15 protein-coding genes and 2 pseudogenes are annotated in these 13970 nt (G+C 56.1%); 11 read left to right on the top strand and 6 right to left on the bottom strand.

Annotated features, from left to right (window positions below):
- Positions 1–323, bottom strand: a 323-nt coding sequence (locus AC1DH9_RS20540) for a LysR family transcriptional regulator (RefSeq protein WP_477808683.1), incomplete at its 3' end; no start/stop codon positions are given.
- A 122-nt stretch (positions 324–445) separates the two neighbouring features.
- Between AC1DH9_RS20540 and AC1DH9_RS20545 the strand changes: the two genes are divergently transcribed.
- Complete coding sequence (locus AC1DH9_RS20545; RefSeq protein WP_427544990.1) at positions 446–886, top strand: DoxX family protein; 441 nt, start codon at positions 446–448, stop codon at positions 884–886.
- Positions 887–1036: 150 nt separating this feature from the next.
- On the opposite strand, the gene AC1DH9_RS20550 is transcribed toward AC1DH9_RS20545, so the two are convergent.
- Together AC1DH9_RS20550 and AC1DH9_RS20555 are read right to left on the bottom strand one after the other, a co-directional pair.
- Positions 1037–1165, bottom strand: coding sequence for a hypothetical protein (locus AC1DH9_RS20550; protein WP_427544992.1), 129 nt, complete (start codon positions 1163–1165; stop codon positions 1037–1039).
- Positions 1166–1181: 16 nt separating this feature from the next.
- Positions 1182–1553, bottom strand: a pseudogene (locus AC1DH9_RS20555) (response regulator transcription factor).
- A 140-nt stretch (positions 1554–1693) separates the two neighbouring features.
- Here AC1DH9_RS20555 and AC1DH9_RS20560 point away from each other — a divergent pair.
- Together AC1DH9_RS20560 and AC1DH9_RS20565 are read left to right on the top strand one after the other, a co-directional pair.
- Positions 1694–2797: a polyamine ABC transporter substrate-binding protein gene (locus AC1DH9_RS20560; protein WP_427544994.1), complete on the top strand. Its 1104-nt coding sequence runs from the start codon at positions 1694–1696 to the stop codon at positions 2795–2797.
- Between the two features lie 158 nt (positions 2798–2955).
- Positions 2956–3213, top strand: a complete 258-nt coding sequence (locus AC1DH9_RS20565; RefSeq protein WP_427544996.1) for a hypothetical protein — start codon at positions 2956–2958, stop codon at positions 3211–3213.
- A gap of 57 nt (positions 3214–3270) precedes the next feature.
- On the opposite strand, the gene AC1DH9_RS20570 is transcribed toward AC1DH9_RS20565, so the two are convergent.
- Positions 3271–3642: a GNAT family N-acetyltransferase gene (locus AC1DH9_RS20570; RefSeq protein WP_427544998.1), complete on the bottom strand. Its 372-nt coding sequence runs from the start codon at positions 3640–3642 to the stop codon at positions 3271–3273.
- Between the two features lie 208 nt (positions 3643–3850).
- On the opposite strand from AC1DH9_RS20570, the pseudogene AC1DH9_RS20575 reads away from it, so the two are divergent.
- Positions 3851–4357: pseudogene (locus AC1DH9_RS20575) on the top strand (AraC family transcriptional regulator); the annotation flags it as partial.
- 240 nt (positions 4358–4597) lie between these two features.
- Positions 4598–6127, top strand: coding sequence for a sensor domain-containing diguanylate cyclase (locus AC1DH9_RS20580; protein ID WP_427545002.1), 1530 nt, complete (start codon positions 4598–4600; stop codon positions 6125–6127).
- A gap of 23 nt (positions 6128–6150) precedes the next feature.
- Here AC1DH9_RS20580 and AC1DH9_RS20585 read toward each other — a convergent pair whose 3' ends face one another.
- Entirely contained in the window at positions 6151–7170 is a 1020-nt protein-coding gene (locus AC1DH9_RS20585; protein ID WP_427545004.1) for an SDR family oxidoreductase, read from the bottom strand.
- A gap of 112 nt (positions 7171–7282) precedes the next feature.
- Here AC1DH9_RS20585 and AC1DH9_RS20590 point away from each other — a divergent pair, with 112 nt between their 5' ends.
- From AC1DH9_RS20590 to AC1DH9_RS20605, 4 genes are all read left to right on the top strand, one after another.
- A complete protein-coding gene (locus AC1DH9_RS20590; protein WP_427545006.1) occupies positions 7283–8164 on the top strand; it encodes a LysR family transcriptional regulator in 882 nt (293 codons plus the stop codon).
- A gap of 315 nt (positions 8165–8479) precedes the next feature.
- Complete coding sequence (locus tag AC1DH9_RS20595; protein WP_477808684.1) at positions 8480–9841, top strand: malate:quinone oxidoreductase; 1362 nt, start codon at positions 8480–8482, stop codon at positions 9839–9841.
- A 329-nt stretch (positions 9842–10170) separates the two neighbouring features.
- A complete protein-coding gene (locus tag AC1DH9_RS20600) occupies positions 10171–10671 on the top strand; it encodes a type VI secretion system amidase effector protein Tae4 (protein WP_427545010.1) in 501 nt (166 codons plus the stop codon).
- On the top strand, positions 10671–11126 hold the full coding sequence (locus AC1DH9_RS20605; RefSeq protein WP_427545011.1) for a type VI secretion system amidase immunity protein Tai4: 456 nt from the start codon (positions 10671–10673) through the stop codon (positions 11124–11126). Before AC1DH9_RS20600 ends, AC1DH9_RS20605 begins: the two co-directional genes overlap by 1 nt.
- Before the next feature lie 486 nt (positions 11127–11612).
- On the opposite strand, the gene AC1DH9_RS20610 is transcribed toward AC1DH9_RS20605, so the two are convergent.
- Positions 11613–12293, bottom strand: a complete 681-nt coding sequence (locus tag AC1DH9_RS20610) for a glutathione S-transferase family protein (RefSeq protein ID WP_427545013.1) — start codon at positions 12291–12293, stop codon at positions 11613–11615.
- Positions 12294–12523: 230 nt separating this feature from the next.
- Here AC1DH9_RS20610 and AC1DH9_RS20615 point away from each other — a divergent pair, with 230 nt between their 5' ends.
- Entirely contained in the window at positions 12524–13339 is an 816-nt protein-coding gene (locus tag AC1DH9_RS20615; protein ID WP_477808685.1) for a carbon-nitrogen hydrolase family protein, read from the top strand.
- 111 nt (positions 13340–13450) lie between these two features.
- Positions 13451–13970, top strand: a 520-nt coding sequence (locus AC1DH9_RS20620; RefSeq protein WP_477808686.1) for an extracellular solute-binding protein, incomplete at its 3' end; no start/stop codon positions are given.

A 13970-nucleotide genomic window follows, 5' to 3' on the forward strand; every position in this document is an offset into this window, starting at 1 on the left:
ATCACATCCAGTACCACATGAACTTCAGCTTCGAGCCCCTGAAGCAGGCCTTTTACTTTGGCGCGTAACCCATGAATGCCATTGGCGATGGTTCTGGCTTCGGCCAGCACGGTGCGGCCGGCATCGGTGAGCTGAGGTTTACGCGTCGTGTGGCGGTCAAACAGCGACACGCCGAGTTGCATCTCAAGATTGGCGATCGAGTAGCTGATGACTGAAGTGGCTCGGTGCAGTTTTCGGGCGGCGGCCGCAAAACTGCCGACCTCGACAACCGTCAGGAACACACGCAGTTGATCGAGAGTGGGAGTGCCTGGGTCTGAGATCATTTCTATTTACTCGAACGTAATCGTCGAAATTAGTCGGCTATTGCGATTGTAGAGTGGGTGGCAGACTTTCTTCAACGCGGTGCTCCAATGGTGGATGCGCCCTACTTGATGGAAGAACGACCATGTCCCAATCTGCAGCTACAACCTCCAAAGATACCCATGAACTGTCCAGCACTGTCGCTACCACCGCCACGGCGGCACTGGTCGGCCGTGTGTTCCTCAGCGCCATCTTTATCCTCTCGGGCATCTCCAAACTGAGCGCCCCGGCGATGATGATCGGCTACATCGGTTCGGTGGGTTTGCCGTTCCCGCAACTTGCTCTGGCGTTGGCCATCATCATTGAAATCGGTGGTGGTATCGCGCTGATCGCCGGCTACCGCACCCGTACCGTGGCGCTGGTACTTGCCCTGTTCAGCGTGATCACCGCGCTGGCATTCCATAACAACCTGGGCGACCAGAACCAGTTCATCCACTTCTTCAAGAACATCGCCATGGCGGGTGGCCTGTTGCAGGTCGTCGCGTTCGGTGCCGGTCGCTTCAGCCTCGACGCCCGCCGTCGCTGAGCCAATGGCGCCGCAGTGGCTGAACGCGTGCGGCGCAAGGAGCGCACCTGTGGGAGCGGGCTTGCTCGCGAAGACGGTGTATCAGTCAACAGGGAGGTTTTTGTCATTCAAATCCTTCGGCTTATGCTCTTGGCAAAGACAAGCCCGGCGTCAGCCAGCGAGATCGGCACCCGTCGTCAGGACGATTTTTCCAAAGTGTGTGCTTGAATCAATCAGTTCGTGAGCGCCGCGCACATCGCCGCAATGATTGATTGCATTGTCTGCGCGTTCGATGATCACGCGACCTGCACACACTTCAATTTGTAGAGAAGCTATCCTGTTTTGGCATAAAGAAACGGGCAAATAGTTCGGATTGTGATTTGATGTTTAATTTGGCGTAAATATTGCGGCGGTGCACTTTTATCGTTTCTGTCGACAGGGAAAGTTTTCCGGCTATCTCTTTGTTGGAAAAGCCACTTAGTAGCAATTTGAGTACGTCATTTTTTGCGTGTTGTTATTTGTTCTTGATTGAAGTGGATGTTGCTGCCAGCGGAAATGCATAGTTATCGATTTGCACATATTCATTTAATGTGCGAATAAGCGATCTCCAGAATTCTGGACGGTTCAACTGCATGATCAGCTTTCCAATCGATCGGTGCCAGGCCAGGCTGTGAAGGTTGAGTGGCATTTTCTACCCCTTTAGGGTTAGGGATTCGTAGGCCAGAGGTCAGTATTCGTAGGTATTTACTATTCGCGAGTGCTCGGTATATTCACTATTCAGGGCTTGGGATGGCCATGAGGGCACATCGTCTTGACAAGGATAGTTGCATGAGAAAATCACCTTTGCGAAGCATTTTTTCAGCCTCGCTTCTCTGTGTAGGGATCAGCACATCAGTGGCGGCTGTAGAGCCCGGGATGTATCTGTATAACTGGTTCGGGCTTATCGCACCGGAGACCCCAAAGGAGTTTGAGCAGGAAACCGGTACCAGAATGCATATGGATGCGTTCGACAGTGCCGAAATCATGCAGAGTAAGGTAATGGCGGGGCGCACGGGGTATGACGTGGTGGTGGCTACCTCCAATGTGTTGCCAAGTCTGATCCAGGCGGGAGTCCTTCAGCCGTTGGATCGTCATCAACTGAGTAATTTGTCACATATCGATCCTGATATCTTGTCCCAGGTTGCGGTCAATGATCCTGGTAATCGCTACGCTGTGCCCTATTTATGGGGCACTACCGGCATTGGCTATGACGTTGATAAAGTCAAAGCGGCATTGGGCGATAATGCTCCGGTGAATAGCTGGGATCTGATCTTCAAAGAAGAAAACATCAGCAAACTCCAGTCGTGTGGTGTGGCAATGCTCGACTCTCCCAGTGAGATCGTTTCGATTGCTTTGCATTACCTTGGGCTCCCCAGCAACAGCAGGAACCCGGATGATTACCAGAAAGCACAAGCCCTGCTGTTAAAAATCCGCCCTTACGTCCTCTATTTCGACTCATCCAGAATCGACGCTGACCTGGCGGATGGCAATATTTGTGCGGTTGTGGGATGGGCTAATGGCGCCCTTGCTGCGCAGGCCATAAACGAGAAGGCCAACACTGGACGCAAGATTGCCTACAGTCTTCCTCGCGAGGGCGCGCTGGTGTGGTCGGAAAATCTGGTTCTGCTAAAAAACGCACCTCACCCGAAAGAAGGGTTGGCGTTTATTAATTATATGTTGCGACCAGAAGTTATAGCCAAGACCTCAAATCACACGCTGTACCCTAACGCTAATAAAGACGCCACTGAGTTTGTCGAGCGGAAGCTGGCAGACAATCCTTGGGTTTACCCGGATCAAAAGACGATTGCTGCACTTATTCCACTTGAGCCGCTGCCATTGAAGTTGGAGCGTGTCCGCACCCGAGTTTGGAGCAAAGTGAAGACTGGCATTTGATCTGGCTGGAGTATTGTCTTTATTGAAGAGTTGCTTCTGCTTCCTGCGATAGCCAGCGTTTATTTAAAATGCGGGTCATCACGTAGGGAGCAGGGGCTGCATTTATCAGTCGAGTTACTAAAGGGTTGTCACAGCAGTTCCAGGGAAGGAGAAAAGTCATGCGCCAAGGTGATTGCCAATGCTACGGGGAGTCGGACGAATACAAAGCCTACAAGGAAATTGAGGAACAGATCGCCCATTGCACACCCGAACAAGCCTGGGCCATGTATTACGTCTCGGCCGGAGTGGTGCGTCAAAACATCGCCCTGGCGGTGACGGAGCACATCGCCAGGGGTAACAAGGCACTGCTGGTTGAGTTCCCCGAACTTGCACCGGCTGCTACAGGTCATGTGTTGCCTGCGCGGTCTCTTGACTGACTTGCATCAGTCCTGAAGGCGCCCGTTTTTACAGGTATTGGCCACTCATTCACTGATCTAAATCGACAGGCCAAACCGATAATCGTGCTCTGTCCCTTCTTGTTGAGTCCCTTCTTGCCGAGAGGCATGTTCGATCGAGAAGCCACACCGTTCGAGTACTTCTGCCGAGCGCTCGGCTATGTCGATGCCTTTCAGGTTCGCTCGACCCACTATATTTCCGTCAGGATCTTCGAGGACAAACGGGTGCCAGGTTCCGGCGGCAAAATCGGATAAATAAGCGGCAATGTGGTCGGTGACACCCTGTATCGAGTAAAAAGCAGAATTGCGCGCGTCAATGTGGCGCTCAAACCATTCGCGATTGTCCCGTTCAAATGTCAGCAACGCCTCAGTATCAGCACTTTGCAGGGTACGAATTCTGATGGGCTTCATAAGGTCGCTCCTTTTTCTGTCACCGAGGGCAACGCCTTCCGTGTGGACGCCTGATCGTAAAGGGATGCGGCTTTACTGGCTACCCAAGCGCTTTGAGCAAACGCGGCTAGGCGCGTTCACGCCGGCATGGTCGATCCTGTGCCTACCGTACTTCCCGGAGCCTTTATCCAGTGTCTGACATGCCGACCAACGCCGCCTACGCGAGGGGGCGGTGTTTGCAATTCCTCATTTTTCCAGGAGCATCATCATGCAGGTACGAATCGTGGAGTTTTCCGAAGTCAGGGTCGCAGCGCTTGAGCACTGCGGGCCAACCGGGCTTGTCGATGAAAGCGTGCGCAAGTTCATCGAGTGGCGTACGCAGAGCGGACAGTCGCCGGTGGCATCGAGTCGCACCTTTGGCATTCCCTACGGCAACCCCGATACGACACCGCCGGAAGAATTCCGCTTCGCAATCTGCGGCGAGATTCACGAGGCCGTGGCACCGAATGAATTTGGCGTGCGCGAGCTCGTCATTCCTGGCGGCCGCTGCGTGGTGGTGCGACACGTGGGCTCGACGGATCATATCGGCGAAACGATCTATCCGATCTACCGCGACTGGCTGCCTGCCAGCGGTGAAGAGCTTCGTGACCAGCCGCTGTACTTCGATTACCTGAGCGTCTATCCCGAGACACCGCACGATCAGTGGCAGACCGATATTTATATTCCGTTGCAATAGCGGTTGTGGCGCACGTTGCTTTGGACCTGGAGCGGTCGTTGGGCTATTGAGTCAGAAGCGGAGCCCTGTTTCAGGACTCCGCTGAATGGCGGCTCTCTCACCGCTTTGAAGCAACGCAAGCAGGCTCTGGCGTGAAAGAAAGATGGCCAATAGCTTTCATTTCAGTCATTTGTACCGTTCGAAGGCGTTTATACTGCGCGGGCTTTTGATCAATGCGCGCTCAACCGCCCGGGTACTTACTTGAAACGCGACCTCCGACTTGCCACTTTGCTGACCTCTCTGGTGTGTGTATCCGTGGTGGTGCTGACTGCCTGGCAGATCTGGACAGCCCGTGAGAACACCCTGAGAGACATTGAAACCGATACGTTGAATTTGACCAATGCGCTCAACACGTACACCGAGGGCACGTTCAAGCAAAGTGAAGTGGTATTGCTGGGGCTGACTGACAGGATCGAGAAAGACGGCACCGGCCCGCAGCAGCTCGAACGCCTGAAAGTACTGGTCGCTCAGGAGAAGGGTGCACTGAAGCAATTGAACAGCGTGGCGCTGTATGACGCTCAGGGGGACTGGATATTCTCGACCAACAAGCGTGTCTCACCCAACAGCAACCATGCTGATCGAGCGTTCTTCAAGCATCACCGCGATAATCCGGACCGCGGCATCTTCATCGGTCCGGCGATTCGCGGCCGTACGACCGGTGCCTGGGTTATTTCGGTCAGTCGGCGCATCGATCATCCGGACGGGAGTTTCGCCGGGGTGATCGCCGTCACTTTGAGTCTCGAACATTTCCTCAAGCTCTATCGAACCATATCCGTTGGGCAGTATGGCGTGATCAGCCTGACCTCATCCGAAGGGTGTCTTCTAGTGAGGTATCCCTTCCAGGAGCAGGACATCGGGCGTGACCTGTCTCGTGCGCCGATATTTTCCGAGTACCTGCGCAAGATGTCGTCGGGTACCGTGGATTTTGTTTCAAACGTCGATGGCATCCATCGAATCTACGCGTTCACCAGAAGCGATCAGTATCCCCTTGTCACGACGGTCGCGGTGGGCCAGGACGAGGCCATGCAAGCATGGTGGAGCCAGACCAGGCAATCGGTTGCGGTGGTGATGGTGTTGCTGGGACTCCTGATTACGCTTGGGCGCAGATTGATTGCCGATATCAGCCATCGTATTCGGGCAGAGGCAGAGCTGCGAACTACCCAGACTGCGCTGATCGAGCTTAACCAGACGCTGGAAGTTCTGGCCAGCGAGGACACGCTGACCGGTCTTGCCAATCGCCGGCATTTCGATCAGTTTCTGGACATCGAATTCAAGCGCGCCAGGCGCCTGCGAAGTCCTCTGTCGCTGATCCTGATCGATGTGGATTTTTTCAAGCGTTATAACGATCACTATGGGCATCTCGCCGGCGACGAATGCCTGCGGATCATCAGCCAGTCGATCAAGCAGTGCGTGCGCCGTCCAGCTGACATGACCGCCCGCTACGGCGGTGAAGAAATCGCTGTGGTGATGCCCAATACAGACGAAGAGGGCGCCCGCTCGGTTGCCGAGGCCATTCTCCTCGGCATTGCTCAGGCGCGACTTGAACACCTGTCGAGCCCTTTCGGTAGCGTGACCGCCAGCCTCGGGCTGGCGACTTTTACCGCCTACGATAGCGAGCGTGATGAAATGTCGCTGATCGATCTGGCCGACCGCGCACTGTATTTGGCAAAGTCGCAGGGCAGAAATCGCCTGAGTGTCGCCGCTGTTGGCGTGCAAGGTGAATCTGCCTGATCCGCGATGGCACTGGTGCAGTGTCAGGGTTTTTCAAACCAGCCATGATTGTGGTACCAGGCCAGCGTATCGGTAAGGGTCTGTTCGACGGGGCGAAACCGCAGGCCAAGCTCCTGTTCGCTTTTGTGAGGGTTGAAATGCGTGCGCCCGGCTTCGCGCACCATCAGGCGCACGGTCGCCATGCTCAGCAGAATCGGCTTGCCGGTCAGGCGCGCATAGAGCTCTTGCGTAAACGCCAAGGCGTACAGCAGTGACAGCGGCAATTGCCGCAGCGGCGTCTTGACGCCCGCGATCTTGCCCAGCAAGGGCACCAACTCAGCCATGGTCATGTGGCGTCCCGCCGCCAGGTAGCGTTCGCCACGTCGCCCGTGCAGCGCTGCGGCGATTTGCGCCAATGCCACATCGCGAGCATCGACGACAGAAAAACTACCAGGAACCAGCCCGGGCAGCTTATTGCGCACGACATCGTTGAGTAGCTGCCCCGAGGAAGTCGGCCCGCAATCGGCAGGGCCCCACATCCAGCCAGGCAGGACCATGCAGGCATGCAGGTCGGGATGGTCTTCCAGGAATGACAACACGACACGGTCAGCGAGGATCTTGCTGCGATAGTAGTCATCCGCATCAGCCTCGTTGCGCAGGCACGTCTCATCGATCGATGTGCCGGGAGCGCCGTCGAGCACGGCAATGGACGAGGTATGGATGAAGCTGCGGACACCGGCTGCGTAGGCGTGCTCAAGCAGGCGGCGCGTGCCGGTTACATTGATCCTTTCGAGATCCTCCCAGTGGCTGCCGCCCTTGTAGTTGTCGCGAAAGAACGCCGCCGTGTGAAACAGCGTATCGCAGCCTTGCATCGATGCGGCGAAGGCATCGACATCGGCCATGTCACCCACGACCAGTCTCACGCCCTGAAGATCTTTGAACTGTTGTTCACCTTTGGCTCGTGAACGAACCAGGGCCTTGACCTCGTAGCCACCGGCGACCAGTTCACGCACAAGGTTGTTGCCCAGCAAACCGGTTGCGCCGGTGACGAATGTACTGCGCATGTGTCATCCCTTACATTGACTAAAGCGGATAGATATACCGTCGTCGTCACTCCCGAAAAACAGCGACTGCTGCATAATGGTTTTGYACATTTGCAAAGCAGCGGGCATGTACATGAGTTCAGAAGCGAATTGGGACGATCTGCGTCTGTTGTTGGCCGTCTCGCGAAGGGGCAGCTTTCTTCAGGCTGGCCAATTGCTGGGGATCGCGGCGTCGACAGTGTCCCGACGGATCACTCAGCTTGAGAATTCACTCGGCGAGCCACTCGTCGAGCGTGGGGTTGAAGGCTGCTGGCTGACCTCGCGGGGCCAATCCCTGGTTGAAGTTGCGCTGGCCGCGGAGGAGGGCTTGAGGCGTCAGGCCGCTACCGGCGCATCCGTATTACCAACGGAGCTTTGCGGCAGTGTCCTGGTCAGCGTTGGCGAAGGATTTTCGTCTTGTGTGCTGGAGGCCTCGCATCGCTTCACGTCTGTGCATCCGCGCTGCTCGGTGGAGTTGCTGGTCACCGCCGACTTTCACAAGATCGTCCGCGGCGTGGCGGATATCGCTATCCGCACAGCGCACCTGGGCGAGCCGTCGCTGGTTTATCGACCGATGGGCAAGCTCGCTTATGGCGTCTTCGCCGATGCGGCCTATCTCAAGCGCTTTCCAGCGGCGGCTCCGGCCACAGCGGTGAATATTGCCTTGCTCCCTCCGTTGGACATGTTGCCGCAAATGCGTGCGGCAAGGGCCGCGGGGCTGGAACGTGCGCAGATCAGAGTGAATTCGTTCGCGGCACAGATCGAAGCGGTAAGGCGAGGGATGGGGGTTGCAGTGCTGCCGCGTATTTTGGCCAAGGACCTGGTCGCCGTGTTTCCGGATATCCAGCTGCCGGATATGGAGGTCTATCTGGTGACCCGGCCGCAAGCGTTGAAGCAGGCCCACATCAAAGGTTTTTTTGCCATTTTGGAACAGGTGCTGCGCGAGGCCCTTTGTGCAGCATCCGTCGAAGAATGAGAAATTTTTGCGTCTTCGTCGATTCGGCACACTGAGGTAGAATGTCGCGCTCTGGACGCACGTCTGTTCATTTCTGCGTCCGATATTTTAAAAACAGAATTAGTGTCACCCGAGTAGCTGAAGCCAATGACTAATAAAARGTCAGCGCGGGAGGGGCCTAAACGTGAGACCGATGGTGTCTGTCGGTCTTATATGTCTACCCATCAGTCTTTTTGAGTACAGGGTTCGACGGCATGCGGCATTGCATGCGGTGAGCCCGGGCAGCTCATGATCAAGAATGGTGGGTGGATGGCGTTCTATCCTAGGTATTACTGAATGTTAAAAAAAGTCAACACAGGGCTACTCGGCCTGGCCATGTCGATGGTCCTCATGCCCTTGCACGCAGCTGAAACAAAGAAAGTCGATGTGCTCCTCATCGGCGGCGGCATCATGAGTTCGACCTTGGGCGTTTATCTCAATGAGCTCGAGCCTGGCATGTCCATGGAGATGGTTGAGCGTCTCGACGGCGTCGCCGAGGAAAGTTCGAACGGCTGGAACAACGCCGGGACCGGTCACTCTGCCTTGGCTGAGCTGAACTACACGCCAGAAGACAAGAATGGCAAGGTCGAGATCCCCAAGGCCGTTGAAATCAACGAAGGCTTCCAGATAACGCGTCAATTCTGGGCCTGGCAGGTCAAGAATGGCGTGTTGAAGAATCCCCATTCGTTCATCAACTCCACTCCGCACATGAGCTTTGTGTGGGGCGATGACAACATCCAGTTCTTGAAGAAACGCTACGAAGCCCTGCAGGCGAGCCCGCTGTTTGCCGGCATGCAGTACTCGGAAGACCCGGAGCAGATCAAGAAATGGGTTCCGCTGATGATGGAAGGCCGTGACCCGAAACAAAAGGTTGCGGCAACCTGGACTCCGATTGGTACCGACGTGAACTTCGGCGAGATTACCCGCCAGTTCGTTGGCTACCTGCAAAGCAAGCCGAACTTCGCGCTGAAGCTTTCGAGCGAAGTGGAAGACATCAAGCGCAATGAAGATGGCAGCTGGCGCGTTTCCTACAAGACCTTCTCCACGAAGTTCCTGAAAGAAGGCTCTTACTTCGATCTGCTGACCAGCACCACCACGCACAATATCTGGCCGATGACCAAGGTGGGCATCGAGCAGTACCCACTGGTTGAATACCTGGCCGGCCAGCTGATGCTGTCGGACGACGACCGCATGAATGCCCTGAAGGAATACTTCCCGAACGCCAAGAAGGAAGACTGGCGCCTGTGGCAAGCCGGCCAGCGCGTTCAGATCATCAAGCGTGATGAAGAGAAGGGCGGCGTCCTGAAACTGGGCACCGAGATCGTCAGCTCCCAGGACGGCAGCATTGCTGGTCTGCTGGGCGCATCGCCAGGCGCGTCCACCGCGGCTCCGATCATGCTGGGCGTGCTTGAGAAGGTCTTCAAGGACAAGGTCGCAACCCCGGCCTGGCAGGAAAAGCTGCACCAGATCATCCCGAGTTACGGGACCAAGCTGAACGACAGCCCTGAGCGTGTTTACCAGGAGTGGACGTACACCAGTCAAATTCTGCAACTTGCCACACCGCCTGTGATTGGCAAGGCAGCGGCCGCGCAACCAGCCGCTCCAGCTCCAGCGCAACCACAGAAAGAAAGCAATCCAGCGACTGATATGGCCCTGTAAGACCAAGCCCCGCCACACACTGTGTGGCGGGGCTTGCTTGCTGGACCGATCAGAAACGATAAAGCCCGGACTCGTGCCGGGCTTTGTCGTTTCTGGCGTTTGTTCGTATGCGCCCGGCCAAATCATCTACCCAACCCCGCAAAGCCAAGACATGGTTTCGGGCTTTGGCTACCTACTCAGATGTACACCGTTCAGTTCCCCCCCCGGTGGTCGTAACGCCAAGGGCCGAAGTATGAGGTCCTGTTGAGCGGCGCGTGCCACCATCGTCACCTCAAGCATGAAGGATTAAGCTGCTACGTTTTTCTGCTCCCTAAAATCAAGGATGAATCATGATTCGACCCTCATTTTCCAGCGCGTGGGCGGCCTCTCAACGGATTTACGACACCCTCAATCCATCTGAAAAAGTGGCGACAGTGATCGGCGGCAATGTTGCAATGAACATTAACAGCCGTGATCCAGCCCTAAGGTGGATCAACACGTGCGCAGTGCGCATGAGCTATATCCTTAACTACTCAGGCTCACTCATACCGAGAATAGTTGGCGAAACCGTGTCTGGCGCTGACAAGCGCTGGTACTTCTATCGCGTCAAAAGCCTGATTGCCTATCTGGAGCAGCAATGGGGAAGTGCCGAGACCGTCAGTTTCCCGGCCGCAGATGGCGGCCCCCTGGCGGGCAGGAAGGGACTGATTCTGTTTGAGGTTTCTGGCTGGTCGGACGCTCAGGGGCATGCCACATTGTTTGACGGCAGGATGTGTTATGACCACTGCTATTTCAATGAGCCAGGTGTGAACTATCAAACCGACCGCGCAAACTTCTGGAGTTTGTCCTGATGAAATATTTAACTGCGGTCTTGGTACTGGCTTGGGCCGCCGCACCTTCCAACAGTTGGTCCAAGGATGATCCGACACACTCTCCGCAGGCAGGCGAACGCACCTACGCGCAAAACTACAAGGATATGGTACTGGCAGATTGCATCGCTACCGCCTACAAGAGCGAACCTAAAGCGGCCCAGGATGCCGGAAGCAGCGCCAGTGCGCTTATGGACTGGACCTATTTCGATCTGGAGCAAGCACCTCAAGCCGGTAGACCTCTGATTGACCAGTTTCTGGCTCGTGATTATCACAACCCACTGGTCGAATCAGAGCGTCAAGGCGTTCGCTTTGAACTGCTCAAATGCCTGGACCTTTATCACAGCAAAGAGCTGGACAGTCAGGTCAGGCAATTGGTCATCAATCCCCAGCATACCTATCGTCAGGACAACCCGCCACGAACCCAAAAGGATTGACCCTGCACCGCGATTGACAATGAGTAACCGCTCGGCCGTTCGACTTCGCGAGGCGGTTACTTTGATTCAGTCGGCAAGTGAATGAATTTCACACTCGACACATTCCCTGTAGCAGCTGGCGAAGCCTGCGTTCGGCTGCGCAGCGGCCGTAAAATCAGACACCATGTTTTTTCAGGTTAACCGCGAACGCTGGATTTACGACTGCTGCGCAGCCGAACGCAGGCTTCGCCAGCTGCTACAGGTCGCGTAACGGCTTTTGGGTTTTTCAGACAAAAAAAGAGCCTCAAAGCTCTTTGATGGGGAGGAAGTAGAGCCCAGAGGCTCAAGATGCACGTGAAGCAAGTGGTGAGCTTGGTAGGGGTTCAGATCACTCACCACCTACGCACCTGTTGGAGCATTTAACAGTTGCGCAAAACTATCCTAGGAAGCTGGGAGCGTGCGCTCAAGTACCGTTAGTCGAGTGTCACTGGTGCTTGTATCCGCTCCTCAAGTGATGTCCGGTGCCTGGCGAAACCGCTGGGGAATGGCGTCCGCAAACGGGTAGAGCGAAAAGTAAGGTCGGGCTTCGTCGATGACTCGCAGGATGGACGGTCTGCGCGTCAACCGGTCGAAATAGGCACTCAAGTGCTTGAATTCGCTCGGGAACGGCACGAGCGTGCTGGCGTAGAAAAGCGCCGGGGTTGCGGCGCAATCGGCCAGGCTGAAGTCCTCGCCGGCCACCCAGATTCGCGACGCCATTCGATGGTCGAGCATGGCGTAGGCCGTCTCCAGCATGGACCGTTGTTGGCTCAAGTCAGCGTTGGTGCCGTGCAGGCGATCACCGACAATCTGTTGYAGCGGCCCCTGCACATAGTTGTCGAAAAAACGGTCCCACAGACGCACCTCCAGCGCGGCCTCCCAATCGTTCGGAACCAACCGTTGCTCACCCGGATAGTAGTGATCCAGGTACTCGATGATGATCGTGGACTCTGGCAAGGCGCGCTGGCGCAGGTGGTCATTGATGACCGGGAACTTGACCAGTGGCCAGAGGGATTGAAGCTCCTCGCGGTCTGCATCGTCTGTCAAGTCGATGATCCGCTTTTCGAATTCGTTAGCGTTTTCGTAAAGCGCGATCAGCACTTTGTGGCAGTACGACGACAGCGGATGGTAGTAAAGAGTCAGCGACATCGTTCAACTCCTCAGTGGTGTTGCCCCCTCATCATAGTCGCTGGAATGACGGCCCGAAGGGGATCGCCGGTCGCCACGACAGATGGCCTCCGATACCCCTTTCTACCCCTCTCGGGTTACCCCATCGACGTCATTACGTTGCTCTCATGCGCACTTCATACTCCGCTCCAGCCTGTATGGGCTGTTGAGTCTGGCGGCGTAGCGTCCGCTATTACCTCKAAGGAAAAGCCATGAAGATTGAACTGGTACAGCTGGCCGGTCGCGATGGCGACACGGCGTATAACCTCAAGCGAACCCTGGAGGCCATCGAGACCTGCGCGCCCGATATCGATTTGCTGGTGTTCCCCGAGAYTCAACTGATGGGGTTTGCCAGTGCCGAGCAACTGCAGCGCGTGGCCGAACCCGTTGACGGGCCTACCGTGCAGGCGGTTCTGCGTGCGCTGCGCGAGCGCGATGTAGCGGTGGTGGTGGGGTTGGCCGAGCGTGACGGCGAACGCTTCTTTAACACCTCGCTGCTGCTGATACCGCAAGGCGTGGCACTGAGTTATCGCAAGACGCACTTGTGGCCATCGGAGCGTGGCCTGTTCCAGCCTGGGGATCGCTTTGCCACGGCTCTGTGGAAAGGCGTGCGGGTGGGGCTGTTGATTTGCTACGACATCGAGCTGCCGGAAACGGCGCGTGCCTTGGGTCAGTTGGGCGTGGAACTGATCCTGGTCACCAACGGCAACATGGACCCCTACGGCCCCGTGCATCGCACCGCGATCATGGCCCGGGCCCAGGAAAACCAGGCCTTTGCGGTCATGGTCAACCGCTGCGGTCCAGGGGATGAAGGGTTGATGTTTGCCGGTGCAAGCGCGGTGRTCGACCCGACGGGGCGCCTGTTGTTCGAAGCCGGACGCGAAGAATGCCGGCAGGTGATCGAGCTGGATCTCGAACTGCTGAAAACGGCTCGCAAGGAGTATGACTACCTCAAGGATCGTCGTTTGCAACTCGTTGGCGAGCAGAGTGCGCTTGCCGATGGCCGGCGTCAGTTGCGGATTCCCTGACCACGGCATTGCTTGAACCTTAAGTCGATTTTGGTGCTGCCATAACAATCAAATAACAGCAGACGCCGCGCTCATTCGTCGATGATCGCGCGATCGCTTTGGAGTCTCCCGATGAAACCTCTGTGTAGCTTGCAACTGGTTGTGGCCTCTTTGCTCAGCCTGGGTATGACCTGCGCTGAAGCCGCTGAACCGAACGTCTCTATCTATAACTGGTATGACTACATTGCGCCGGATGCGACCAAGCATTTCCAGGAGGAAACCGGCGTCGCAACGGTTTATGACGTGTTCGATAACAGCGATGTGATGCAGAGCAAACTCATGGCCGGGYGCAGCGGCTATGACGTTGTGGTCGCCAGCAGCGATCTGCTGCCCAACCTGATCAAGTCGGGTGTGCTCAAGGAACTKGACCGCAGCCAGTTGCCGAATCTGCCGCACCTGGACCCGGAGATCCTTGCCAAGGTGCAACACAATGATCCCGGCAACCGCTACGCAGCGCCTTATTTGTGGGGTACCACGGGCGTGGGGTATGACGTGGACAAGGTCAAGTCGTTATTGGGAACGGATGCCCCCGTCAATTCCTGGGACCTGATCTTCAAGGAAGAAAACGTCGCCAAGTTGAGTCAGTGTGGTG

Source organism: Pseudomonas sp. 05T35 (genome assembly GCF_056396605.1).